We start from the raw sequence: 24,700 nt of genomic DNA, 5'->3' as shown, positions 1-24,700 counted from the left end.
ATAGGAAGCAATTTTTCAAAGGGCACTGTTATACCTCCGCCAATGCTGTTTTTCACAACATATGTTGCTATTTGTGAGTAACAAAAAGTGTTTGCGGGTAAATTGCGCTTTTATGCAACCAGGCTAATTATTTATTCACTTTTATTAGCCTGGCTAATGACCACGTGCAACAGTTTCCATCTGCTCAGGCTTAAAGCACTATTTGTTCTGTAAATCATCAGATTGCTCTAAGTTTGGCTAATCGGCACGGATCCTGCAAAAGAGTGTTGACGATGGCCCCGCTTTTCCCTACATTAGCGCCGGTCAGCAGTACTGCGGTGCAGCTGATAGCTGGAGAGGTGTCTGAGTGGCTGAAGGAGCACGCCTGGAAAGTGTGTATATGAGCAATCGTATCGAGGGTTCGAACCCCTCTCTCTCCACCACATTATAAGTGAAAGGCCCGGATGAAAATCCGGGCCTTTTTCTTTTTGGCTTTTACAAGTCCACCAGGGTTAACAAATCATTAGCCTGCACAGTCTCTGACCAGACGGCACAAATGTCCTAAATTCTGCTTGACCCTTTTCGGCAGGCTCCCTATAGTAGCGCCCCGTTGCAGCGTTCGCGATGTAACGGAAACGGTGAGGTGTCTGAGTGGCTGAAGGAGCACGCCTGGAAAGTGTGTATACGAGAAATCGTATCGAGGGTTCGAACCCCTCTCTCACCGCCAAATTAAAGAAAAAGGGTCCTGATGAAAATCAGGACCCTTTTTCTTTAATGCATCTACCCATTTTCAGTCATCAGCAAGGTGGCCTGGAAACCCTACTTGAAGATTCTTTATAGTATGAGGCACATTTCCATATCAACTTTCATGTGGCGATGCGGTCATCATCATCACTTTTCGTTTTTCGTTGTCGATAAGAAAAGCGGCCCGATACTGTCCCACAAGTTTAATTCTATACAGCTTGTAGCCATCTTTCTGCTTAGTTCTCTTAAGATGCCAGCGCGCTGAGTCAACAAAGTGAAGCGTGTCCACCGGACTACAGTTTGACCTGATTACTGCTGCTTTAAATTCGTTATATTTTCTGATGCTAGGCCTGTCAAGATCCAGTATAGACATATCACTCTCATCAACTGACCATCTTGGCAAATCTTCCGCCGAAGCAGATGGCATGGAATTCTTTGATTTACTTTTAGCGCCTCCTGAAGTTGAAGGCTGGTCATAACCAGCAGCAGCAGAAGATTGCCATCTTTTTAAAGGCTTTGGCTGAACCGGTAATGTAACAGTAAGTTCTGAAGCCGATGTTTCGCTGAAAGGGGGGATATAAGTAGGTAGCCTTGGTAAGGCTTCGGTTTTACTGCTGTTCTCAGCTGCATCCATCTGATTTTGTATTTTCAATTGTAATTTTGTTATTTTTTGTGCTTTCTTTCTTCGAAATCTGACAGGTTCGGAGGGTTGGACTTGTGAGACAGGTAATTTCGCTATAGCACCCACCGCCCAAGGTGTCTCCCCGTCGTCAGAAAAGTATTCATCTTCACCTTCTGACGCAGTCTCGTAAATATCATCTAATATTTTTTCGTAGTTAAAGTTTTTTAGAGGCATAAATAACAATCCATTTATTTACAAATACTTGATACTAAAATCGGGCGGTAAGAATAAAACTCTATTATTCGTTAAGCAATGCTAAATATTTCTTTAATGTTCAGTCAAACACAAAAAAAGCACCTCATGCCAAAAAAAATCATAATAAATATTAAGGAATGAGGTTTATTTTTAAATGATATAATTAAGTAATTGAACAACAAACATCAATGCATAATATTTATAATTTAAAAAGATGAATGATAAATTAAAAACGTACCAGCATCAGACCTGCCCGTAATCCTATCGCCACGTTCGGATTCGGGAACAGCACCACTTCTTCCTCCGCCTCCACCCGATAGGTTTTGCCGTTTTCCTGCGCAATCACAAACCCTTTTTTGAAGGCGGTGAAATTCAGGGCGTCGCCGGGAACGAACAGCTGAAAATCCTCTTTGGAGCGGATCACATCCTGTACTACGCGGTAATGCAACAGGGGGGAACCGGCTTCACGGCCAGGCAGTGGTTCACCGCTGACCAGTGTTTCCAGCGCCCGCCGCACACCGATGAATTGCGCGTGATCGTTGCCGCCAAACGGTAAGGCTTTGCCGAGTTCCAGCGTGCAGCTGTCGGCCTGAAACACCTCGCTGCTGAAATGCGTGAATGTGCCACCCGGCGAGCGATGATGCACCAGCGCGTCCAGCCCGGCGGCATCCAGCCATTCAAGCATTGCTTTGCCTTGCGGCCGTGACTGGAAAGGCAGCAGACCGAAACGCAGGTGTTGAGATCCGCGAATAGCGGTATGCAAATCATAATGAAAACGCTGCTTCGCGCCGGCAGCCTTTGCGCTGCGATAAAACAGCGCCATCACCTGCTCCAGTTCCTGCGCACGTCGGGTTTCATCATTCGGCTTGTAACGGGCATGGCGGCCGCCGAACATGCGGTTCATGTCCGCATCGACATACCGCTGGTTGATACGCATCGACGGCGGATTCCCCAGCAGCACCAGCAGACGGACAGTCAACGCCCGCTCCCCCGCCAGCAGTTGGCTGACCAGCTGATTCAGCAGTTCGATGGGCGCGGTTTCATTGCCGTGAATACCGGCGGAAATCACCAACGCCGTATCGCAGGGCTGACGCGGTGACAACTCCAGAATGCCTTCACCGCGCCACTGCCAGTCCAGCGTTTCCGTTTGCCCGCAAGGCTCAGCAACCGGCTCGCCGGAAAGCGTCATCGCCAGTAAATCAAACATGGTTCACTCCTTTGAAGGCTCAGCGCTGGAACGGATAAATCGGTCCCAGACCGAGAATATTAGTCAGCTCGTCGAGCGCAGTACGCACTTCGGTAAGCAGCTGCGGATCGGCCAGATCTTTCGCCTGCATGCGGTCGCGGTAGTGTTTATCCACCCAGTTATTGAGGCTGATAAACTGCGTATCACTCATCAGCGAACCGACGTTCACCGCATTAAGTTCGTTACGGTTCAACGCCACGCGCAGGCGCAAACACGCCGGGCCGCCGCCGTTGCGCATACTTTCGCGCAGATCAAACACTTCAATCTGATTGACAGGGCCACCGCTTTCCGTCAGCGCCGACAAATACGTCCAGACGCCGAGGTGCTGACGGGATTCTTCCGGCACCACCAGCAACATTTTACCGTCGGATTTGGTCAGCAACTGGCTGTTAAACAGATAAGTTGCCACAGCGTCATCGAGAGAGACTTTGGCCTGCGGAACTTCAATCGGCTGGAAATCCAGTTCAAGCGCCGCCATTTTGCGGCGGATTTCATCAAGCGCAGCGGAGGAATTCACAAAGGCCTGCTGATGATGGAACAGCACGTTGCCGTTGCTGACCGAAATAACATCGTTGTGGAATACGCCACTGTCGATGGCCTGTGGGTTTTGCTGAATAAACACCGTGCGTCGTTCATCGAGCTGATGCAAACGCGCCACGGCATCGCTGGCTAAACGCGTCTGACGCGCGGGATAGCGCACCGGTTCGTTATCGCCGGTCACCAGCCCGTCGCGACCATAGACAAACACCTGCACGCCGGGCTTATCATATTCCCCACACAGCCGGTTATGGTTAGCCGCGCCTTCATCACCCAGCGCCGCCACCTGCGGCAATGCGGCGTGATGGGCGAAATAACGATCCGCATGGAACGTCGCGCGCAAAATCGCAGACGTTGTTTCAGCTTCAATGGCGCGATGGAATTTATTATTCAGATTGGCAACGGTGAAATGCACGCGCCCGTCCGCACTGTCGGCGGAAGGTGACACCGTGGCGGCATTTGCCACCCACATAGATGACGCTGAACTTAGCGACGACAGCAAACGCGGCGAATAGGCCTGCGCTTTAGCCAGCACTTCGCGGTCGCTGCCGCCAAAACCCATTTGTCTCAATGTGCTCAGATGCGGGCGTTCGTGCGGCGGCAGAATACCCTGCGCAAACCCCAGATCCGCCAGCGCTTTCATTTTCAGCAGGCCTTGTTTCGCTGCCAGACGCGGGTTCGCTACCGCATTCTGGTTTTTAGTCGAGGCTTCGTTGCCAAACGACAGCCCCGCATAATGGTGCGTCGGCCCGACGAGCCCGTCGAAATTTGCTTCACATCCAGACATGCCTGTCTCCTCAGGTTGTGCGGAAATCAATACCCGGCGACAGCGTCGCAGGGAGTTCCAGCTTGTCTGTTTCCAGCGAGGCCATCGGCCACGCGCAGTAATCCGCCGCATAATACGCGCTTGGACGGTGATTGCCCGACGCACCGATGCCACCAAATGGCGCATTGCTCGAGGCACCGGTCAGCGGTTTGTTCCAGTTCACAATGCCCGCCCGTGCTTCCAATAATAGCTGCTCAAACTGAACCCGCTCAGCGGAAATCAGGCCAGTCGCCAGCCCGAAGCGGGTCTGATTGGCCAGAGCGATAGCGCTGTCAAAGTCGCTGTAACGATAAATACTCAGCAGCGGACCGAAATATTCTTCGTCAGGCACACCCGCTACGCCGGTCAGATCGATAATCCCCGGCGTCAGCAGGGTGTTGAGCGGATCCGGGCGGGTCAGTAACAGCAGTGGTTTACCGCCGAGCGCCATCAGGCTGTCCTGCGCTTTCAGCATGTTGCGGGCCGCCGCGTCAGAAATCACGCCGCCCATAAAAGGCTGCGGTTCGTCATTCCAGCCACCAGTGCGGATCTGCATGGTGACATCCAGCAAACGTGCAATAAATGCATCGCCCGCTGCGCCCTCTCTGACCAGCAAACGGCGCGCGCAGGTACAACGCTGCCCGGCAGAAATAAACGCCGACTGAATGGTCAGATTGACCGCCGCATCAATGTCTTCCACCGGTTCGACGATAAGCGCATTGTTGCCGCCCATTTCCAGCGCCAGAATTTTTTCCGGCTGACCGGCCAGCTGTCGATGCAACTGGTAGCCGGTCCCCGCGCTGCCGGTAAACAGCAGGCCGTCGATATCAGCACAGGCGGCCAGAGCCTCACCGGTGCTGCGTCCGCCCTGCACCAGATTCAGCACGCCTTCCGGCAAACCGGCCTCTTCCCACAGCTTCACGGTTTCTTCAGCGGTTTTCGGCGTCAGCTCACTCGGTTTGAAAACGATCGTATTGCCCGCCAGCAGAGCCGGAACGATGTGGCCGTTCGGCAGATGACCGGGGAAATTATACGGGCCGAATACCGCCAGCACGCCGTGCGGACGATGGCGTAGTACCGCTTCACCATCAGGCATTGCAGTGTGTTTTTCGCCGGTACGGTGCTGATTAGCTTCCAGTGATATCGCTACTTTGCCAATCATCGCCTGAATTTCTGTCAGCGTTTCCCAGCGTGGTTTGCTGGTTTCCTGGCTGATGACGTCTGCCAGCCGGGCTTTATGTTCAGTGAGTAATTCGGCGAAACGTGTAATGACTTCCGCGCGCTGGGCCACGGTTTTGCGCGCCCATGCCGGAAATGCCGTGCGGGCGGCGAGGCAGGCCATATCGACATCTTCCGCAGTGGCGCTCAGCGCCGACCACAGCAGCGTGTTATCCACCGGATTGGTTTTGCTCAGCTGCGCGCCCTGTCCGCTGCGCCACTGGCCCTGAATATAGAGTGCGGGTTGCATCATGCGAGTGTTTCCTTTTTGAAAGATTGCGGAGCGGGATTGGGATCCTTGCCGGGAAAAAGCGCCACGGCACGCAGAGTGTCGCCTTCGCGCAGACCAAGAATTTCAGCTTCGGCGCTGCTCAGCGTCAGAGATTCTGGCGATTCTCCGCCGGTAATGAGCAACGCGCGGAAATTCTGATACTGTTCGTTAGCCACCAGGTACAACGGCTGGTCGGCTTGATCGCTGTGTTGTGCAAGCCGAACCGGAATCAGCCGGCTCTCTTTGACGGCGCGCAGCTGATCGATTTCGCCCTCAAGCGTCGGACCTGCGTCGAAAATATCCACATACCCTTGATAACTCAGACCTTCTCCTTCCAGCACCGCACGCGCCGGTGCGGTTTGCGGATGCACTTCGCCAATTACCGCCCGGGCGTCGGGGCTCAGCAGTTCAGTGTAAAGCGGATGTTTAGGCATCAGTTCGGCAATAAAGGATTTCTGTCCCATCCCGGTCAGTCGGTCGGCTTCGGCGAATTCCATCCCAAAGAAATGCCGCCCGACGCTGTCCCAGAACGGTGAATGGCCGGTGTCATCAGAAACGCCGCGCATTTCGGCGATCACCTTACGGGAGAAGTATTGGCGGAACGCCGCCAGAAACAGAAAACGGACTTTCGCCAGCAGCTGACCGTTTTTGCCGTTGCGATAATCATTGTCGAGAAACAGCGTGCAAAGCTCGGTGTAGCCGGTGTGATCGTTGCTGAGAAACAGCGTCGGCACCGGCTTATAAATGTTCAGACTTTTGGACGCGTGCACCAGCGTGCCGAGGCGGAAGTTGTACCAGGGCTCACTCAGCCCGACCGCCACTTCAATGGCGCTGACGCCCACGACTTTCTGCTGCTCCGTGTCTTCGAGCACAAACAGATAGCCCTGATCGGCTTTCTCCAGACTGCCTTCCCAGGTCGCCACGGAACGTTCAATGCGCGCTCGCAGATGCGCTTCATCCTTGGGCAAAGACGTTAAACCGATGCCGGTTTTGCCTGACAACTGCAGGATATCGGCGAGATCGCCGGGCCGCACAGGTCTAATCAACATCATAATGCTTTACCTCATTCATACAGAGAAATCACACGCACAGGCGTGCCACTGCGCGTTCCAGCCGGTTCAACCCTTCTTCGATATCCGCACCTGGAATAATCAGCGATGGCGCGAAACGCAGAACGTTTGGCCCGGCAATCAGGGCGATCAGCCCCTCTTCCGCCGCCAGCGTGTTGAGCTGTTTTGCCTGATCTTTATAGCGTTCGCTCATCACTGCGCCGAGCAACAGGCCCTGACCGCGTACCTGACTAAAGACGTGATAACGGTCGTTAATGCGCTTAAGTCCGGCGATAAACCACTCATGACGCTTGCTGACACCAGATAACACCTCTGCCGTGTTGATCATCTCAAACACTTTACCTGCGACCGCGGTCGCCAGCGGGTTGCCGCCATAGGTGGTGCCGTGGGTACCCGGCTGGAACAGCACGGCGTAACGGTCGGTGGTCAGCATCGCGCCTATCGGGAAACCGCCGCCGAGCGCCTTGGCGCTGGTGAGAATGTCAGGCACCACGCCGTAATGCTGATAGGCATACAGCTCGCCAGTGCGGCCCACGCCGGTCTGCACTTCATCGAAAATCAGCACGGCCTGGTGTTTGTCGCACAGCTCACGCAGGCCTTGCAGGAATTCGGCGTCAGCAGGCACCACGCCGCCCTCACCCTGAATGGGTTCGACGATCACCGCACAGGTGCGTGAGGAAATCTGGCTGGCCACGGCGGCCAGATCGTTAAACGGCAGATGGGTAATAGACGGTGGCAGCGGCGCGAAATCTTCCGAATATTTCGGCTGACCACCCGCAGTAACGGTAAACAGCGTGCGGCCGTGGAAGGCATTTTTGAAGGCGATGATTTCATTCTTTTCGCCGCCGGCTTTATGGCCGTAGAGTCGCGCCAGCTTCAGCGCCGCCTCGTTAGCTTCCGCACCGGAGTTACAGAAAAAGACTTTGTCGGCAAACGTCGCATCAATCAGCTGCTTCGCCAGCCGCAGCACCGGTTCGTTGGTGTAACCGTTGCCCAGATGCCAGACTTTGTCGGCCTGCTCGTGCAGCGTTTTACGAATTTCAGGATGCGCATGTCCCAGCGCGTTCACCGCAATACCTCCCGCAAAATCCACGTAGTCTTTGCCCGCCTGATCCCATAACCAGGAGCCTTCGCCACGCACCGGAATAAACGCGGCAGGGGCGTATACCGGCACCATCCAGTCATCAAAGTTCTGGCGGCTGACGTTTTGCGGTTGCTGTTGGTGTTCCATATAAACCTCTTTATTGAATGCCAGTGACTGGCTGAATTCAGGGTGCACGTTTCCGCCCCCCGGACTGGCGGGAATTTTGGTTATTGGTTTGTTATCTAAAAGTTAATGAATAATCTCACTCAGTCACATCATAGAGTGCAGTCTTCGTGCCAGCAAAGGATAAAAGTGAATAAAACCGGCGGGAGTTAGAAAAAACAATCACTTAAAAGCGTCGATTATTCACTTAAATTGCATAAAAAATGAATAAGAGGAAAAATACCCTTTCGCAGCAACGAGGGACAGAGAATGAGTATGCAGGGATTTATTTCCATTCCGGCTGACAGATATTGTGCAGGATTGTGATCCGGCGCGTATCAGCTCTACCACTTCGTGGTGCGATGCCCGATAAAGGTGCGCCATTGCACTTTTCTGGCGCAATCTCGCTCCGTGACCGCCTTCACACTCTGCGTAAATAAAAACCAGCAGCTCCGGTGTTCCCGCCTCCTCAGGCCTCCACTCGTTACAAATGATGCACAAATGTTGATAGATTGTTTTTATTTGGTGTCATTGTTATCGGTAACTTCAGCCCATGCTTGTCCTTCGTACACTTTTCATGGTTTTAAATAACCTTAAATTAACAAATAAAATTATATAAATTAACATTTACGGATACTGATCACATTTCATTCACGACTGCGCGAAAACGCCTTTCCCGTTAAGTTAATCTCTGAGTGTGGAATAAATAACCACCGCCCGTCCCCTACACCAGAACAGAACATCATAAGAAAGGTACAGACATGAAATTTAACCTCGCATTAGTCAATGCATGTGTGGTTTCAGCATGCATGTTATTCACCACACCAACGTTCGCCGCCAAGCCCTACGATATCGCCGTGGTCGCGAAAGTGACCGGTATTCCCTGGTTCACGCGCATGGAAGTCGGCGTAAAAGAAGCCGCGCAGAAACTCAATGTCAATGCCTACCAGGTCGGTGGTTCGACGCCCGATCCGGCTCAGCAAGTGAAAGTGATTGAAGACCTGATCGCCAAAAAAGTCGATGCCATTATCGTGGTGCCAAATGACGCTAAAGTGTTAGAACCGGTACTGAAAAAAGCCCGCGAACAAGGCATCGTGGTGCTGACCCACGAATCCCCGGATCAACAGATCGGTCAGTGGGATATCGAGACCATTGATAGTCAGAAATATGCCGAAGCTAACATGGATGAGCTGGCCAAAGACATGGGCAGTAAAGGCGGATATGCCATCTATGTGGGTTCTCTGACCGTGCCTTTGCACAACGCGTGGGCGGATGCGGCCATCAAATATCAGAAACAAAAATACCCGGATATGCATGAAGTCACGTCACGTTTGCCGGTGGCAGAAAATATCGACAAGTCCTACTCCACTACGCTCGATTTGATGAAAACCTATCCTGACCTGAAAGGGATCATCGGATTCGGTTCACTCGGCCCAATCGGGGCTGGTCAGGCCGTTCAGCAGAAACGTGCGAAAAATAAAATCGCCGTGGTCGGAATCGCCATGCCTGCACAGGCAGCGCCATATCTGATGCGCGGTGATATCAAGAAAGTCCTGTTGTGGGATCCGAAAGATGCTGGCTTCGCGCTGGTAAGCGTGGCGGATCAGTTATTACAGGGTAAAGAAGTCACTAAAGACCTGAGCATTGATGGATTGGGTAAAGCCGATGTGGATATGGATACGCACGTTATCCGCTTTAATAAAATTCTCGAAGTGACGTCTGAAAATGCAAAATCACTCGGCTTCTAAAATAACGATACACGTTTAATATTTACCGGGAATAGTTTTATTCCCAACGCCATCACCAGGCAAATAGGAACAGGTACGGCGTAGTGTGTGGTGCCGTATCTGCTTTTCTACAAGACATGTCAAAAATATAAAACAATGAACGCAGAAAGGATAATGTGATGAATGTTCTCACGCCCGCCGTTCCTGCTGAGGCGTTTATCAGCCTCGAGAAAATCAGCAAAAAATTCCCCGGCGTTTTAGCGCTGGATAATGTCAGCCTGACGTTGAATAAAGGCGAAGTGCACTGTCTGGCCGGTCAGAATGGTTGCGGTAAAAGTACCATTATTAAAGTTATTTCCGGCGTCTACCAGCCGGAAAAAGGCGCAAATATTACGCTCGACGGGAAATTATTTCACACATTAACGCCGCAACTTTCTTCTTATTACGGTATTCAGGTTATTTATCAGGATTTGTCTTTATTCCCTAATTTATCGGTCGCCGAAAATATTGCCATTCACCGCTATTTGCCGGGCGGCGATTTTTGGGTACACCGCGAGGCGATGCGCAAAAAAGCGATGGCCGCCATGCAACGGGTCGGCGTTTCTCTCGATCCGGATCGTAAAGTCGAAAAATTATCCATCGCCGATCGCCAGCTGGTGGCGATATGTCGCGCGATCGCCGCCGACGCCAGTCTGGTGATCATGGATGAACCCACGGCGTCACTGACCCGCACCGAAGTCAACGGCCTTCTGCGCGTGGTTAATGAGCTAAAAGCGGCGGGCATTTGCGTGGTGTTTGTCAGCCACCGTTTAGATGAAGTGATGGAAGTCGCCGACCGCATCAGCGTGATGCGCGACGGCAAACTGGTCGGCACCTATCCGGCCAGCAGTCTCGACAGCAACGAGCTGGCCTTCCTGATGACCGGACAGCGTTTCAGCTACAGCCATCTGCCGCATCGCGCGCCCGCAGAAGCCACGCCCCTTCTGGAAGTCAGCCATCTCAGCCGCAAAGGCCAGTATCAGGATATTTCGCTGTCGCTGCGTCAGGGGGAAATCACCTCGATTATCGGCCTGCTCGGATCCGGGCGCACCGAATTGTGCCTGAGCCTGTTCGGCATGACCCAGCCGGACAGTGGGGAAATCCGCGTCAACGGCAAAGCGGTGCAATTTCACAGCAACCGCGACGCTATCCGTCAGGGGATCGCTTATGTGTCGGAAGACCGTCTGACGCAGGGACTGATCATGGAACAATCCATTTATGACAACACGCTGGTGTCGATTTTCGGCAAGCTGCAAACCCGCACCGGCCTGATGGATCATCGCAAAGCGGCATCGGTGGTGAAAGACCTGATCCGCGACCTCAACATTAAAGTCTCCGACAGTGGTCTGCCGGTGAAAACGCTCTCCGGCGGTAATGCACAACGTATCGCCATCGCCAAATGGGTGGCGACGCAGCCCCATATTCTGATCCTTGATTCGCCGACCGTCGGCGTGGATATCGCCAATAAAGAAGGCATCTACCGCATTGCGCGGGATCTGGCGGAATCCGGCATGGCGGTACTGATGATTTGCGATGAAATTCCTGAAGCCTATTACAACAGTCACCGCGTGCTGGTGATGCGCAAAGGCGAGCTGGTGGCCGAATTCGCGCCGCATCAGAGCAGCGAAGCGCAGATTGCGGAGGCGATCAATGGATAACAAAAACCTGTCGAAGTTATTTTCTCAACACGAATTCTGGCTGGGATTACTGGTGCTGGTTCTGGTGATTGGCCTGAGCGTCAGCACCCAGGAATTTATGACCCTCGGCAATCTGACCGATGTCGCCACCAGCTACGCCATTCTTGGCATTCTGGCCTGCGGCCTGTTCGTGGTGCTGATCGCCGGCGGGATCGACATCTCCTTCCCGGCCGTCACCTCCATCGGGCAGTACGTGATGGCCAGCTACATCATTCACCACGGCGGCAGCTTCCCACTGGCGTTTGCGATGTCGATGGGCACCGGTTTGCTGCTCGGGCTGGTCAACGGTTTTCTGGTGTACTGGCTGCGCGTTCCGGCCATCATCATTACTATCGCCACGCTGAACCTGTTCTACGGTTTGCTGGTGTATCTCACCAACGGCACCTGGCTGTACGGCTTCCCGGACTGGTTTATGAACGGCATCAGCTGGTTCAAATTTACCGCCGCCGACGGCTATGACTACGGGCTTACGCTGCCGCTGCTCAGCCTGCTGGGCGTGATTATCGCCACCGGTGTGCTGATGAACCGTACCCGCGTGGGCCGCCAGATTTACGCCATGGGCAGCAACCGCGACGCCGCCTCGCGCCTCGGCCTGAACATTCTGCGTCTGCACTTTTACGTTTACGGTTTTATGGGATTACTGGCGGGGATCGCCGCCGTGGTTCAGGCGCAAATCACCCAGTCGGTCGCGCCGAATTCCCTGCTCGGCTACGAGCTGACGGTACTGGCAGCGGTGGTGCTTGGCGGCACCAGCATGACCGGCGGACGCGGTTCGCTGACCGGTACCATTCTCGGTGTGATGCTGCTGGCGTTTCTGCAAAACGGCCTGACGCTGCTGAGTATTTCGTCTTACTGGCATCAGGTTTTCAGCGGCGTGATCATCCTGATCAGCATCAGCAGCACCGCGTGGAACGAAAAACGCAAACTGGCGAAGGGGATGTGACATGAGCACCTTAAACCGATTTTTCCCCGGCGACCGCATCATCCGTTTGCAGTTGCTGATCATCGTCGCCGTGGCCGTGTTGTTCTCGTTCACGCTGGGTGGCAGTTTTTACAGCGTCGGTAATTTCCAGTCGATCTCCTCGCAGCTGCCGATTCTGGGCATGCTGGCGCTGGGAATGGGCATCACCATGCTCACCGGCGGCATTAACCTTTCGGTGATTGCCGGTGCCAACGCCTGTTCTCTGGCGATGGCGGCGATTATGGTCGCACACCCCGGCCAGCCGGAGTATTTCGCGCTGGCCTTGCTGGCCGGACTGGCAGTGGCGGTGGTAATTGGCGTGCTGAACGGTGCGCTGATCGCTTACATCGGTGTATCGCCGATTCTGGCGACGCTCGGCACTATGACGCTTATCGCCGGGCTGAATATTCTGCTCACCAACGGCGCGGTAATTTCCGGTTTCCCTCCGGCGATTGAGTATCTCAGCAACGCCAGCGTGCTCGGTATCCCGGTCGCCCTGCTGCTGTTTCTGCTGGTGGCGCTGCTGCTGTGGGTATTACTCGAACACACCACGCTCGGGCGCAGCCTGTATCTGATGGGCTCCAACGAACAGGCGACGCGTTTTAGCGGCGTCAACACGCATAAAGTGACCATTGCGGTGTACGTCCTGTCTGCCCTGCTCGGCTGGGGCGCGGCGCTGCTGATGATGTCCAAATTTAACTCGGCGAAAGCGGGCTACGGCGACTCTTATCTGCTGGTCACCATCCTCGCGTCCGTGCTCGGCGGGATCAACCCCGACGGTGGTTTCGGACGGATCATCGGGCTGGTGCTGGCACTGATCGTCCTGCAAATGTTGGAAAGTGGCCTGAACCTGATGGGCGTCAGCAGTTACCTGACGATGGCACTCTGGGGCGGCGTCCTGATCCTGTTTATCGCCTTACAAAATCGACAATCTTAAGCTCACGCTTTTTACCGAAGGGAACGAACATGGCGAGTTATTTTATTGGAGTAGACGTAGGAACCGGCAGCGCCCGCGCGGGCGTCTTCGACATGACCGGCCGCATGGTCGGCCAGGCCAGCCGTGAGATCACGCTGTACCGCCCGAAAGCCGATTTCGTCGAGCAGTCTTCCGATGAGATCTGGCAATCCGTCTGCAACGCCGTCAAAGATGCGGTGAATCAGGCCGATATCAACCCGATTCAGGTCAAAGGGATCGGCTTCGATGCCACCTGTTCGCTGGTGGTGCTGGATAAAGAAGGCAAACCGCTGACCGTCAGCCCGTCCGGGCGCAGCGAGCAAAACATCATTGTGTGGATGGATCACCGCGCCATCACGCAGGCCGAACGCATCAACGCCACCGGCCATCGGGTACTGGAATTTGTCGGCGGAATTATTTCGCCAGAGATGCAAACACCAAAACTTCTTTGGCTGAAACAGCATATGCCAACGACGTGGAACAACGTCGGGCATCTGTTTGATTTGCCAGACTTCCTGACCTGGCGCGCCACGCAGAGCACTACCCGCTCGCTGTGTTCCACGGTGTGTAAATGGACCTACGTCGGCCACGAAGACCGCTGGGATCCGAGCTATTTCCGCCAGATAGGGCTGGAAGATTTGCTGGAAAACAACGCGGCGAAAATCGGCAGTGAAGTAAAAACCATGGGCGAACCGCTCGGCCATGGCCTGACCCAGCGCGCCGCCGCCGAAATGGGATTGATGGCGGGGACGGCGGTCAGCGTGTCGATCATTGATGCTCACGCCGGCAGCCTTGGCATTCTCGGTGCCAGCGGGGCGTCCGGCGAAACTGCTGATTTCGACAACCGTATCGCGCTGATCGGCGGTACATCGACGGCGCACATGGCGATGTCACGCAGCGCACGTTATATCGGCGGTATCTGGGGCCCGTATTTTTCCGCCATTCTGCCAGATTACTGGCTGAATGAAGGCGGCCAGTCCACCACCGGGGCGCTTATCGACCACGTGATTCAGTCGCATCCTTGTTATCAGGATTTGCTCAAACAGGGCAAAGACAGTGGCAAAACCATTTACGAAGTCCTGAACGCGATTCTGCGCAAAATGGCCGGTGAGCCGGAGGATATTGCCTTCCTGACCAAAGACATTCATATGCTGCCCTACTTCCACGGTAACCGTTCGCCGCGTGCCAACCCGACGCTGACCGGTACGCTGACCGGCCTGAAGCTTTCGCGCACGCCGGAAGATATGGCGCTGCATTATCTGGCGACTATTCAGGCGCTGGCGCTCGGCACCCGTCATATCATTGAGACCATGAACCAGAGCGGCTACCGCATTGATACCATGATGGCCAGCGGCGGCGGCACTAAGAATCCGGTGTTTGTGCAGGAGCATTCCAACGCCACCGGCTGCGCGATGTTACTGCCGGAAGAGAGCGAAGCAATGTTGCTCGGCAGTGCCATGATGGGCACCGTCGCGGCGGGCGCCTACGATTCTCTGCCGGAGGCGATGGCCGCCATGAGCCGCATCGGCAAAACCGTCACGCCGCAGACCAACAAAATCAAAGAGTATTACGACCGTAAATACCGTGTATTTCATGAGATGTACCACGACAGCATGAAGTACCGCCGCCTGATGCAGGGGGAAAACGAGTGAATACAGAACAGAAAATGAATGCGGAACAGGAGTTTATGCAGGCGTGTCAGGGCTGGCAAACCTACAGCCAGGAGCTGCTGGCGCTGCAACACAATCTTAACGCCGATACGTGGCAACAACTGCTGACGCGGGTTACCGGCTGCACCGGCAAAATCGCCGTCACCGGCGTCGGCACTTCCGGCATTGCGGCGCGGAAAATCGCGCACATGCTGGCGTGCGTCGAGCAGCCTGCGGTTTATCTCAGCGCCACCGATGCGGCTCACGGCGATCTGGGTTTTCTGCGCAGCGATGACCTGATGATACTGATTTCACGCGGCGGCAATTCCGAAGAGCTGACGCGCCTGTTGCCGACGCTGAAAGCCAAAGGCGTAGCCATCATCAGCGTCACCGAGAATCTGGATTCCGCGATTGCCCGTGCCGCAACGCTGGTGGTGAAAACGCACATTCAGCGAGAAATCGATCCGTTAAATATGCTGGCCACGACTTCCATCGTACTGGTGCTGGCCGTGTTCGATGCGCTGTGCGGCAGCATTATGCACCGCAACGGGTTCGATCAGCAGCGTCTGTTAAAAGTCCATCCGGGGGGAAATGTCGGGAAGACATTAAGGGCCCAGGATTTGTGAATCTGGGCGGGGAATAATCGTTTCGGCTAATGCGTTTGCGTATAACAAACCTCTGAAAGTGACTCCACGTGCATTGGTTTTATTGTTTTGTTGTTTTTCGCGGCGTACCTTGCCTGCTCAATTTAACTCAAATTAGGGATAATTATGAGCTGGAACCGAGATGCCGCAATATCACATATCAGGACTCATGCGGGCTCACACTCTATTCATCGCTGTGCACGTTACACCCGGCAGGCGATAGAGGCTGGCGGCGTTCATCTGGACAATATACCTGATGCGAAAGACTACGGTGCTTCGCTTGAACGCGCCGGGTTCAGGGAGGTACCTGCCGGTTCAACTTTAGTAGCGGGAGATGTGGCAATAATTCAACCCTACCAAGGCGGTAATCCATCGGGCCATATGACGATGTACGACGGTACAACGTGGTTTTCAGATTTTCGCCAAACCAGCATGTATCCCGGCCCGGGATATCGGAGCACACACCCCGCCTACAAAATTTACCGGAAGAACTAATGCGCATACTTCTTCTATTAGCTCTCAGCTTATTAACAGCGTGTTCTTCCCGTTCCGATGATAATCAGCTGGTGATTAAACAGGTCACCGATTTTTATGGATTTTATCTTGCGGCTTTTCTGAAAGATCCTCCTCCGACGTATGAGTCGCCTGAAATGCGTTGTTATGTAGCAGCTGACACCTTAAGCCGACTTGCCGCCGTGGATAAAATCCCGGAACAGGAGATCGTTAGCGCAGATTATTTTACGTACACGCAAGATTATGACGCAGCGTGGATCCCGGCTTTTAAAACCGGGACCGTACGCAGTGTTACGGGCGGAAAAGTCGTGGATATCTGGCTTGGGATCGACCACGGAAAGAGCCTTCACCTTGAGACGTATTTGAAACGTGAAAACATGACGTGGAAAATTTATCGGGTACGCAATATCTCTGATAATTATGAAGCCCCGATTTTCAGCGCGGGGAGGATCCAGCGCGGCTGGTAATCAGTAAAACCTCCACCGTCTGAAAGACGATGGAGGTTAAGCACTTCCCGGTTACCCCCGAATTTCCTCCGCCACCAGCGCCGCCAATATCGAAATCGCGCGGGCGGTGTGCGGCCCCCATTCGAATGAGGTGTTGATGCGGATACAGTGGCGAAAACGTTCGTCGGCGGAAAACATGGTGCCCGGCGCAATGCTGACGCCTTTCGCCAGCGCGAGCTGATAGATACGCGCCGCATCAACGTTTTCGCCCAGGTCCAGCCATAAGAAATAGCCGCCTTTGGGCTGGCTGACCGAGACCTGCGCGGGAAATTCTCTGATGATGGCGTGGTGCATTGCCATCTGCCGCTGTTCGAGAACGCGACGCAGGCGGCGCAGATGAGTGTCGTATCCGCCCTGCTGTAAATAATCCGCCAGCGCCAGTTGTACCGGAACGCTGGCCGATAATGTGCTCATCAGCTGTAAACGTTGAATACGCTCAGCATATGCCCCCGCCGCCACCCAGCCGACGCGAAAACCCGGTGCCAGACATTTTGAAAATGACGAACAGTGCAGAATTTCGCTGCGGTAGGACGTGGCCTTCAGCGGCACGGCGCGTTCACTGCCAAAATAGAGTTCGCTGTAAACGTCGTCTTCTATAATAGCGACCTGATGCGCCTGCAAGATTTCCACCAGCCGCACTTTGTTCTCCGGTGGCAACGTGCAGCCCAGCGGGTTCTGAAAGCTGGACATCAGCCAGCAGGCTTTGATCGGATAAGTTTCCAGCGCTTTTTCCAGCGCATCCGGATCCATGCCAAAACGCACATCAGTCGGTATCGCCACGGCTTTCAGTTTGCGCCGTTCAATCGCCTGTAAAACCCCGTAAAAGGCCGGAGACTCAATCGCCACCCAGTCGCCCGGTTCGGTCACCATCTGCAAACTCAGCCCCAGCGATTCCATTGCGCCAGAGGTAATGACGATTTCATCCGGCGCGACTTCAATGCCGTTTTGCGCGTAACGCTGGGCAATGCTGCGGCGCAGCTCTTCGTTGCCCGGCGGTAAATTGGCGGTGGCGCTGTGCGGTGACATCCGGCGAACGGCGCTGGCAAGGGAGCGTGCCAGACGTGGCTGAGGGAATAAGGTCGGATCGGGAAACGCCGAGCCGAGTGGCACGACAGCCGGATCCTGCCCGGCTTTCAGGATATCGAAAATCGCGTCGTTGACGTCTATCTGTTCGGCGGCGTGCAGCCGCTCATCCGGCTGATGACGTACCGGACGCTGCAATCCTGCCGCGACGTAATAACCGGACTGCGGTCTGGCGACGATCACGCCCTGACTTTCCAGCAGCTGGTAAGCCTGCAAAACCGTCATCAGGCTCAGGCCAGACTGTTTGCAGGTATCGCGCAGCGAAGGCAGCCTGTCGCCGGGCAGCCAGACCTGCATCTCGATTTGTTTGCGCAGCGTGCGCGCCAGTGTGGCGTAGCGGGATTCAGTCATCGTCCGGGTCACTGTTACAGAAGGTGTTAATGGAATGAAAACTATTATGCCTGTTTTAAGGCCATCACCGCTAAGTAAACCCTGAGTAAACTTATGGCATTCTTTACACGCGACCTGTAGCGGCGAAACATTCAGCATGTTAATGTGTGAATTCACTGCATGACTCGGATTTATCTGAACATCCATTCACGTCTGTTCGCCTAACCTTACGCTTTCTAAACATTTTCTCCACGATTGCCGGAAAAATGACTCTTCGCCTTTCACTCTTTTACACCACCATCGCATTACTATTCATTGGATTCAGTAGACTTGCTTTCGTCGAAACAAAACGGGCGACGTGCCTGAATCTCCAATGAGGAATTTAATTATGCGTAAACTTACCGCAATGATTGTGGCTTCAACTCTGGCTCTGAGCTCTGCTTCTATCGCGTTTGCTGCCGAGACAACTGCACCAACGCCACCGGATGCACCAGCTGCACACGGCAAAATGCTGCACCATAAAGGTCCGCAGCATATGAATCCGTTTGCCGGTCTGAACCTCACTGAGCAACAAAAAACTCAGATGAAAGACATTATGAAAGACAGCGGCGCACGTCCGGATCGCGCAGCCATGAAAGCGCAGATGGATCAGATGCATAGCCTGGTAGCTTCCGACAGCTTCGATGAAGCGAAAGTGAAATCGCAGATTGATACCATCACCAAAGCGCAGTCCGATCGTATGCTGGACCGCGCCCGTGCTGAAAATAAGATGTACAACCTGCTGACGCCAGAGCAGAAAAAACAGTTCAACGAGAACTATCAGAAACGTGCTGAGAAAATGGAACAGATGCGTGACCACAAACCCGGTCAGCCAAAACCCGCTGATGCTGAATAAGTTCTGATACTGTAACTCACAGGTTTACCCACAGACCGGCCTTCTTAAGGCCGGTTTTTTTTTGCTTTTATCCCCGCTCCGCCACAACTTTGATGTCATCCGACCAGCCGTCTCGGCGCAAACCGTCAACCGCATCACATTTTCATCTTTAACTTCAAACTTTTCTGTTCAAAAATATTATTTTCATCCAGTAATTTAACAAAGTCGTAACGTGCAAATCTGCCGGCGACACTTACCTCCCTACATCACACTCTCGCAAAAAAAAGTGGCCAGCCCTGCGCCGGACCACTCACAAGGAGTTGTAATCATGAAAAACGTCAAGTCCGGAATTATCTGGCTGGTGGTGGCGTTAATCGGTGCCTTTGCTTTTTGCATGCTGGCTTTAAGCCGTGGCGAACACGTCAACGCCCTCTGGCTGGTGGTTGCCGCCATCGCCTGTTACAGCATTGCTTACCGTTTTTACAGCCTGTTTATCGCTGAAAAAGTCTTCGAACTGGATGATAAACGCATGACCCCCGCCGAACGTCACAACGACGGGCTCGATTACGTGCCGACCAACAAATGGGTGTTGTTCGGCCACCACTTTGCCGCGATTGCCGGTGCCGGGCCGTTAGTCGGCCCGATCCTCGCCGCGCAGATGGGCTTCCTGCCGGGCACAATCTGGATTTTGGTCGGCGTGATGCTGGCAGGTGCAGTGCAGGATTTCCTGATCCTGTTCATCTCCACCCGCCGCGACGGACGTTCGCTCGGTGAAATGGCCAAGCAGGAACTGGGCAATTTTGCCGGTGTGGTCACCATGCTCGGCGCGCTGGGCGTGAAGATCATCATCCTGTCGGCGCTGGCGCTGGTGGTGGTAAAAGCGCTGGCCGACAGCCCGTGGGGGTTGTTCACCATTGCCGCGACCATTCCGATCGCGCTGTTTATGGGCGTTTACATGCGTTTTCTGCGTCCGGGAAAAATCGCCGAAGTCTCAGTGATTGGCTTCGTGCTGATGATGCTGGCGATTATCTACGGCGGTAACGTTGCGGCAGATCCTTACTGGGGACCGTTCTTTACGTTGCACGGCACGACGCTGACCTGGGTGCTGGTGATTTACGGCTTTATCGCCTCGGTTCTGCCCGTCTGGCTGTTGCTGGCACCGCGCGATTATCTCTCAACTTTCCTGAAAATTGGCGTCATCGCCGGGCTGGCGGTGGGGATCGTCTTTGCCATGCCGGAAATGAAAATGCCTGCGGTGTCGCGCTTTATTGACGGCAGCGGCCCGGTCTTCTCCGGCAGCCTGTTCCCGTTCCTGTTTATCACTATCGCCTGCGGCTCCATCTCCGGTTTCCACGCGCTGGTGTCCAGCGGCACCACGCCGAAGCTGATTGAACGTGAAAGCCACATCCGCTTTATCGGCTACGGCGCAATGCTGATGGAATCTTTCGTCGCCATCATGGCGCTGATTTGTGCATCGGTTATCGATCCGGGCGTGTACTTTGCAATGAACTCACCCGCGGCGCTGATTGGCACTACGGTGGAAAGTGCGTCGCAGGTGATTAACGGCTGGGGCTTTGTCATCACGCCGGACATCCTGACGCAAATCGCCAAAGACGTCGGCGAGCAGTCGATTCTCTCCCGCGCCGGTGGCGCACCGACCTTCGCCGTCGGCATGGCGCATATCATCACCGAGGTATTTAACAGCCGCGCGATGATGGCGTTCTGGTACCACTTCGCAATCTTGTTCGAAGCGCTGTTCATCCTGACCGCTGTCGATGCCGGGACCCGTGCCTGCCGCTTTATGGTGCAGGATCTGGTGGGCGTCGCTGTGCCCTCTCTCGCCAACAACCGCTCATGGCTCGGCACCTTTGCCGGAACAACGGTGGCGGTCGCAGGCTGGGGCTTCTTTGTTTATCAGGGCGTGGTGGATCCGCTGGGCGGCATCAACACCCTGTGGCCACTGTTCGGTATCGGTAACCAGATGCTGGCCTCGATGGCGCTGATCCTCGGTACAGTTGTGCTGTTCAAAATGAAGAAACAGCGTTATGCGTGGGTGACCATTCTGCCGACCGTCTGGCTTTTCATCACCTCGTTGACCGCTGGCTGGCAGAAGATTTTCCACGAAAAACCGTCGATTGGCTTCCTGGCGCAGGCGAAGAAATTCTCTGCGGGGATCGACAGCGGCGAAATCATCAAACCGGCCAAAACGCTGGCCGACATGCACACCATTGTGTTGAACAATCAGATCAACGCCGTGCTGTGCGGATTCTTCATGCTGGTGGCCGTGACTATGCTGGTGTCGTCGTTCTTCGTTATCCGCCGCGCGCTGAAATCTGCCACGCCGACGGTGCATGAAACCGCCGTGGTCAACCGCCGCGAAGGCCGCCCGACCCGTGAGGTGCGCCATGTCTGATTCGCGCGCGCTGTTTAAAACGCCACGGCCTGCTGCGCTGCGAATCATCCGTTGCCAGCCGCTGTTTATCGTCGAACCTAAACCGCATAACGTTGCCGACTGGCTGAAACTGGCGATCCGGCGCACCGCCCAAAGTTTCCGGCTGATGGTCGGCGTGCAGGATTACCAGAATTACGTGCAGCATATGAAAGTGCGACATCCCGGTGTCGAGCCCATGACCGAGCGGGATTTTCACCGCCGGTGTCTCGAGGCCCGATTCCCGAGCGAAGGCGGCAAGATGGGCAAATGCCCGTGTTAACGCCTGAGTGATCCGCCCCTTTCTGCCCGTCTCACAAGACGGGCAGAAAGCCCTGGATTTCGAACAAAAAAATCACACCGCTATCCGGTTGAAATCCATCATCACTCTCACTTTCTGCCCGCTGTCTGACTAAAAATGCTCATGCCAAAATGTGTTGTCTTGTGATTTTTGCCCCGCGTCCTCTGGTGATATTTTAATCATACCCACTTTATTTTTACTTCTGAGGAAAGCGTCATGATTGGTGCAGCACATGCCAGAGACATCGTTACGATGGAGCACGGTATCGTCTTTTCAGTAATAGGAATGTCAGCATGGGGCGGGATAGTCCGTTACATCATGCTAAGGCAGAAAAAACCGTTTATGGAGGAGCTCGAAGCTTGTCTGATGCAAATTATCGTCTCCTGTTTCAGCGGCATGATATTGAGTATTTTTGTTCTTTCACGTAATGCCAACGATGACCGATTGCTGGTCATCGCCGGTCTGGGAGGTGTCTTTGCGGGGCCTATCATCACGTTGCTGGGTAAGAAAATTGCCGCGATGATTGATACTTTCGCTCCCGGCCCTAAGGATGCAGAAACAGAGAAAACCCCAAAGACCTCTGAATAACATTTCCCCCGGCGAGAAACCTCTCCCGGGGGATTTTTTTGCCTGAATTTCGGCTCTTCTGCCCTCCCACTCCACGTATTCAGATTCGCCCTGCGCCTGCCTATGCGCGCCGGTAAGCCCTTTTCTTCGCGCTGTTATCCTGAAATCGGACCCAAAAAAAACGGGACACCAGAAAGTGTCCCGCTTTGTGCTTTCAATATCATGAGGCCTTAACCTCAGGGATATTGCATCGAACTGTTAAAGTAATTTCCACTGCGCCCATTCACCAGTGAACTGGGCATCGCCCGGTTCGTTACCCTGAGTCCAGTAGTTAGCCTGGTAGTCTTTCCCTTTATGGCTGACTTTATCACCAGTGTTGTACACCTTACTGGAGACCCACTCGTCATATTTGCCAACCGGATCGACAACGGGATCGACAACCGGGTCAACCACAGGATCTACAACAGGGTCAACTACCGGGTCGACAACCGGATCTACAACCGGCTCCACGACTTCTTCACCAAACACCACCAGCGTGTACTGTTTGGCAACGGAAGACGCGTCCTTAGAATCCGTAACCGTCAGAGAGAATGAGAACTCTGCACGGCTGACTACGGTTGGCGCAATGAAGGTAATAGTCGATGTCGTAGTGCTGCTCGGAGAAATTCCGGCTGGAACGCTCCATTTGTAGGTCAGGGAATCGTTGTCAGCATCGCTTGACGCGGCACCGCTCAGACGCACTTTCGAACCGCTGATGACCTGCAGCTGAATGTCAGCAACCGGCGCAGTGTTAGTCGAAGGTTTATCCTCATCCGGTACTTCGCCCGAAATATTGACACCATCGAAGTAGAACGGTGCCATATCGATGACCTGATTAGTCACGGTGCAGCCCAGACCTTCACGCGCGGCGTTAACCAGCACGCCGTTGTCCTGATCGATAGTCCAGGTGAACAGTGCGCCAAGGCCTTTTTTCGCCACATATTGCCCTTTGGCGCGGACGCTGCGCGGCGTGTCGAGGGACATGAACAGTTTGGTGTCTTTGTTGTAAAGGTAATCAGCATCGGCCACCTGATCGGTGTAAACGCTGAACCCGTTACGGCCTTTCTGGTTTTCCAGATCCAGATAGTTATTGATCAGGTCATACCATTCGCTACAACCGCTTTCAAATGTCCCGGTCGTTTCTGCATTTGCCGTTGGGGTGTACGTCCCTTTCAGCGGAGAGTAGCTTTCCAGTACCGCGTTCTGGCCGTTACGTGAATAACCGGCATAACCCACGTTGATACGATCAGCCGGGAAGCCTTTCGCCAGCAGATAATCGACGATTGTGTCCACGCCCCAGCCGCCTTCTACCAGTGCATGCAGGTTAGTGTGGTGATCCAGTTGCTCCGCCCACGGCGTACCGTAGAAGTCATAAGTCATGACGTTGATGCTGTACAGACCATTTTTGAGCAACGTAGAGACATCGGATTTTTCCAGAATCGCCACCACGGCGGAGCTGGCGATACTGATTTTAACGTCAGTACGCTTAATGGCTTTCAGCTCTTTGGTGATTTCAGCCAGCAATAATGCATAGTTCGCACCATCTGTATCGCTGTACGCATTGTTGTTACCGGCGTTGCCCGGATATTCCCAGTCGATATCCACTTCGGAGAACATCGGGAAACGGGTGAACAGTTTCGCCACGCCCTTTGCAAAGGTGCTGCGACCTGCGGCAGTTTGCGACATGTTATGGAACCCGCTGCTCATGGTCCAGCCACCGATACTCATCGACAGCGCCAGCGTATGGCCCAGCGTTTTGGCTTTCGCTTGTAAATCACGCAGACCACCGACGATACCTTTTACCGTCGCCTGTGTAGCGGAATTCACGTCCATTTCCACCCAGCCGGAATCGGCCAGGCCCACGTTGGTGCTGGTATGGAAGTCGCCCCACGGATCCAGGAAAGTCGGTTCGTTGTTCACTTTAAGTAAACTGGTGGCTGCGCGAGCAATAACGTCCGCTTTCTCACCGGTGGTATCGCCAACGATGCCCAGGAAGCCGAGAATGATTTTGTCGTACGCCGTCGGGCTGACGTTGGCTAAATCATATCCGCGGCCGCGGTTTGCGGGTGTGTCATCGCCATCGGTCTGACGGCTGTCGTACTGTGACCAGTCGGTGTAGTAACCGAAGACTTTCGGTTTGTTGGTGGTGTCATACTTGTTGTAAACCGGTTTAGCGACGCGGGCAGAGGTATAACTGTATTTCGCTGTATCTTTGGACGCATCAAAGCCGTCTGCTTTATAAGATTTGTCAGTCAGGGAATCAGTCTGGATCAATTTACTGGTTGTCATATAAGTTTCCTGAATAAAAAGTTAAGGGTCTAACAGCGTCGTGCTGTTGGGTCTATAATTGGAGAGGATGCTATTTCTCTCAAATCATCATTCAGCAAAAATATT

20 protein-coding genes and 2 tRNA genes are annotated in these 24,700 nt (G+C 54.0%); 14 read left to right on the top strand and 8 right to left on the bottom strand.

The features are described from left to right. Positions 1-332 precede the first annotated feature (332 nt). Positions 333-422, top strand: a tRNA-Ser gene (locus tag ACMHLI_RS05285). Positions 423-616: 194 nt separating this feature from the next. Then, positions 617-706, top strand: a tRNA-Ser gene (locus ACMHLI_RS05280). 132 nt (positions 707-838) lie between these two features. Here the strand turns inward: ACMHLI_RS05280 and ACMHLI_RS05275 are convergent. The 6 genes from ACMHLI_RS05275 to ACMHLI_RS05250 form a co-directional block, all read right to left on the bottom strand. Then, a complete protein-coding gene (locus ACMHLI_RS05275) occupies positions 839-1,579 on the bottom strand; it encodes a hypothetical protein (protein WP_413528533.1) in 741 nt (246 codons plus the stop codon). 247 nt (positions 1,580-1,826) lie between these two features. Beyond that, positions 1,827-2,807 carry a succinylglutamate desuccinylase gene (astE, locus tag ACMHLI_RS05270; protein ID WP_413528532.1) on the bottom strand — a complete coding sequence of 327 codons (981 nt, stop codon included), beginning with the start codon at positions 2,805-2,807 and terminating at the stop codon, positions 1,827-1,829. A 19-nt stretch (positions 2,808-2,826) separates the two neighbouring features. After that, positions 2,827-4,170, bottom strand: coding sequence for an N-succinylarginine dihydrolase (gene astB / locus ACMHLI_RS05265; protein WP_413528531.1), 1,344 nt, complete (start codon positions 4,168-4,170; stop codon positions 2,827-2,829). A gap of 10 nt (positions 4,171-4,180) precedes the next feature. After that, a complete protein-coding gene (gene astD, locus ACMHLI_RS05260) occupies positions 4,181-5,659 on the bottom strand; it encodes a succinylglutamate-semialdehyde dehydrogenase (protein ID WP_413528530.1) in 1,479 nt (492 codons plus the stop codon). Next, the gene (gene astA, locus ACMHLI_RS05255) at positions 5,656-6,729 is read right to left on the bottom strand and encodes an arginine N-succinyltransferase (RefSeq protein ID WP_413528529.1); all 1,074 of its coding nucleotides are present in this window, start codon (positions 6,727-6,729) and stop codon (positions 5,656-5,658) included. The genes astD and astA overlap by 4 nt, the downstream gene beginning before the upstream one ends. Positions 6,730-6,757: 28 nt before the next feature. After that, a complete protein-coding gene (locus ACMHLI_RS05250; RefSeq protein WP_413528597.1) occupies positions 6,758-7,978 on the bottom strand; it encodes an aspartate aminotransferase family protein in 1,221 nt (406 codons plus the stop codon). Positions 7,979-8,754: 776 nt separating this feature from the next. Between ACMHLI_RS05250 and ACMHLI_RS05245 the strand changes: the two genes are divergently transcribed. From ACMHLI_RS05245 to ACMHLI_RS05210, 8 genes are all read left to right on the top strand, one after another. After that, the gene (locus tag ACMHLI_RS05245) at positions 8,755-9,741 is read left to right on the top strand and encodes an autoinducer 2 ABC transporter substrate-binding protein (protein ID WP_413528528.1); all 987 of its coding nucleotides are present in this window, start codon (positions 8,755-8,757) and stop codon (positions 9,739-9,741) included. Between the two features lie 158 nt (positions 9,742-9,899). Beyond that, a complete protein-coding gene (locus tag ACMHLI_RS05240; RefSeq protein WP_413528527.1) occupies positions 9,900-11,417 on the top strand; it encodes a sugar ABC transporter ATP-binding protein in 1,518 nt (505 codons plus the stop codon). Continuing rightward, on the top strand, positions 11,410-12,399 hold the full coding sequence (locus tag ACMHLI_RS05235) for an ABC transporter permease (protein ID WP_413528526.1): 990 nt from the start codon (positions 11,410-11,412) through the stop codon (positions 12,397-12,399). Before ACMHLI_RS05240 ends, ACMHLI_RS05235 begins: the two co-directional genes overlap by 8 nt. 1 nt (position 12,400) lies before the next feature. Next, entirely contained in the window at positions 12,401-13,354 is a 954-nt protein-coding gene (locus ACMHLI_RS05230) for an ABC transporter permease (protein WP_413528525.1), read from the top strand. Positions 13,355-13,383: 29 nt separating this feature from the next. Next, positions 13,384-15,024, top strand: coding sequence for an FGGY-family carbohydrate kinase (locus ACMHLI_RS05225; protein WP_413528524.1), 1,641 nt, complete (start codon positions 13,384-13,386; stop codon positions 15,022-15,024). Positions 15,025-15,038: 14 nt separating this feature from the next. Beyond that, the gene (locus tag ACMHLI_RS05220) at positions 15,039-15,647 is read left to right on the top strand and encodes an SIS domain-containing protein (protein ID WP_413528596.1); all 609 of its coding nucleotides are present in this window, start codon (positions 15,039-15,041) and stop codon (positions 15,645-15,647) included. Between the two features lie 144 nt (positions 15,648-15,791). Further along, entirely contained in the window at positions 15,792-16,160 is a 369-nt protein-coding gene (locus ACMHLI_RS05215; RefSeq protein ID WP_413528523.1) for a hypothetical protein, read from the top strand. After that, a complete protein-coding gene (locus tag ACMHLI_RS05210; protein ID WP_413528522.1) occupies positions 16,160-16,645 on the top strand; it encodes a YbjP/YqhG family protein in 486 nt (161 codons plus the stop codon). Before ACMHLI_RS05215 ends, ACMHLI_RS05210 begins: the two co-directional genes overlap by 1 nt. A 51-nt stretch (positions 16,646-16,696) precedes the next feature. Here ACMHLI_RS05210 and ACMHLI_RS05205 read toward each other — a convergent pair whose 3' ends face one another. Then, positions 16,697-18,118 carry a PLP-dependent aminotransferase family protein gene (locus tag ACMHLI_RS05205; protein WP_413528521.1) on the bottom strand — a complete coding sequence of 474 codons (1,422 nt, stop codon included), beginning with the start codon at positions 18,116-18,118 and terminating at the stop codon, positions 16,697-16,699. A gap of 367 nt (positions 18,119-18,485) precedes the next feature. Between ACMHLI_RS05205 and spy the strand changes: the two genes are divergently transcribed. From spy to ACMHLI_RS05185, 4 genes are all read left to right on the top strand, one after another. Further along, complete coding sequence (spy, locus tag ACMHLI_RS05200) at positions 18,486-18,992, top strand: ATP-independent periplasmic protein-refolding chaperone Spy (RefSeq protein ID WP_413528520.1); 507 nt, start codon at positions 18,486-18,488, stop codon at positions 18,990-18,992. Between the two features lie 307 nt (positions 18,993-19,299). After that, entirely contained in the window at positions 19,300-21,384 is a 2,085-nt protein-coding gene (locus tag ACMHLI_RS05195) for a carbon starvation CstA family protein (protein ID WP_413528519.1), read from the top strand. Beyond that, on the top strand, positions 21,377-21,682 hold the full coding sequence (locus ACMHLI_RS05190; RefSeq protein WP_413528518.1) for a YbdD/YjiX family protein: 306 nt from the start codon (positions 21,377-21,379) through the stop codon (positions 21,680-21,682). The genes ACMHLI_RS05195 and ACMHLI_RS05190 overlap by 8 nt, the downstream gene beginning before the upstream one ends. A gap of 234 nt (positions 21,683-21,916) precedes the next feature. Continuing rightward, positions 21,917-22,288 (top strand): phage holin family protein, encoded by a 372-nt coding sequence (locus tag ACMHLI_RS05185; RefSeq protein WP_413528517.1) that lies wholly within the window; start codon positions 21,917-21,919, stop codon positions 22,286-22,288. A 237-nt stretch (positions 22,289-22,525) separates the two neighbouring features. Here ACMHLI_RS05185 and ACMHLI_RS05180 read toward each other — a convergent pair whose 3' ends face one another. Next, on the bottom strand, positions 22,526-24,595 hold the full coding sequence (locus ACMHLI_RS05180) for a glycosyl hydrolase family 18 protein (RefSeq protein WP_413528516.1): 2,070 nt from the start codon (positions 24,593-24,595) through the stop codon (positions 22,526-22,528). Positions 24,596-24,700 lie beyond the last annotated feature (105 nt).

The sequence above is a fragment of the Rahnella inusitata genome, assembly GCF_965118895.1.
In the GTDB taxonomy this organism is placed as follows: Bacteria; Pseudomonadota; Gammaproteobacteria; order Enterobacterales; family Enterobacteriaceae; genus Rahnella; species Rahnella inusitata_A.
This window is presented reverse-complemented; position numbering and strand designations above follow the sequence as displayed.

Coding starts and splice junctions, on each gene's coding strand:
- ACMHLI_RS05275 (WP_413528533.1), bottom strand. CDS start 1,579: ATGCCTCTAAAAAACTTTAACTACGAAAAAATATTAGATGATATTTAC.
- astE (WP_413528532.1), bottom strand. CDS start 2,807: ATGTTTGATTTACTGGCGATGACGCTTTCCGGCGAGCCGGTTGCTGAG.
- astB (WP_413528531.1), bottom strand. CDS start 4,170: ATGTCTGGATGTGAAGCAAATTTCGACGGGCTCGTCGGGCCGACGCAC.
- astD (WP_413528530.1), bottom strand. CDS start 5,659: ATGATGCAACCCGCACTCTATATTCAGGGCCAGTGGCGCAGCGGACAG.
- astA (WP_413528529.1), bottom strand. CDS start 6,729: ATGATGTTGATTAGACCTGTGCGGCCCGGCGATCTCGCCGATATCCTG.
- ACMHLI_RS05250 (WP_413528597.1), bottom strand. CDS start 7,978: ATGGAACACCAACAGCAACCGCAAAACGTCAGCCGCCAGAACTTTGAT.
- ACMHLI_RS05245 (WP_413528528.1), top strand. CDS start 8,755: ATGAAATTTAACCTCGCATTAGTCAATGCATGTGTGGTTTCAGCATGC.
- ACMHLI_RS05240 (WP_413528527.1), top strand. CDS start 9,900: ATGAATGTTCTCACGCCCGCCGTTCCTGCTGAGGCGTTTATCAGCCTC.
- ACMHLI_RS05235 (WP_413528526.1), top strand. CDS start 11,410: ATGGATAACAAAAACCTGTCGAAGTTATTTTCTCAACACGAATTCTGG.
- ACMHLI_RS05230 (WP_413528525.1), top strand. CDS start 12,401: ATGAGCACCTTAAACCGATTTTTCCCCGGCGACCGCATCATCCGTTTG.
- ACMHLI_RS05225 (WP_413528524.1), top strand. CDS start 13,384: ATGGCGAGTTATTTTATTGGAGTAGACGTAGGAACCGGCAGCGCCCGC.
- ACMHLI_RS05220 (WP_413528596.1), top strand. CDS start 15,039: ATGAATGCGGAACAGGAGTTTATGCAGGCGTGTCAGGGCTGGCAAACC.
- ACMHLI_RS05215 (WP_413528523.1), top strand. CDS start 15,792: ATGAGCTGGAACCGAGATGCCGCAATATCACATATCAGGACTCATGCG.
- ACMHLI_RS05210 (WP_413528522.1), top strand. CDS start 16,160: ATGCGCATACTTCTTCTATTAGCTCTCAGCTTATTAACAGCGTGTTCT.
- ACMHLI_RS05205 (WP_413528521.1), bottom strand. CDS start 18,118: ATGACTGAATCCCGCTACGCCACACTGGCGCGCACGCTGCGCAAACAA.
- spy (WP_413528520.1), top strand. CDS start 18,486: ATGCGTAAACTTACCGCAATGATTGTGGCTTCAACTCTGGCTCTGAGC.
- ACMHLI_RS05195 (WP_413528519.1), top strand. CDS start 19,300: ATGAAAAACGTCAAGTCCGGAATTATCTGGCTGGTGGTGGCGTTAATC.
- ACMHLI_RS05190 (WP_413528518.1), top strand. CDS start 21,377: ATGTCTGATTCGCGCGCGCTGTTTAAAACGCCACGGCCTGCTGCGCTG.
- ACMHLI_RS05185 (WP_413528517.1), top strand. CDS start 21,917: ATGATTGGTGCAGCACATGCCAGAGACATCGTTACGATGGAGCACGGT.
- ACMHLI_RS05180 (WP_413528516.1), bottom strand. CDS start 24,595: ATGACAACCAGTAAATTGATCCAGACTGATTCCCTGACTGACAAATCT.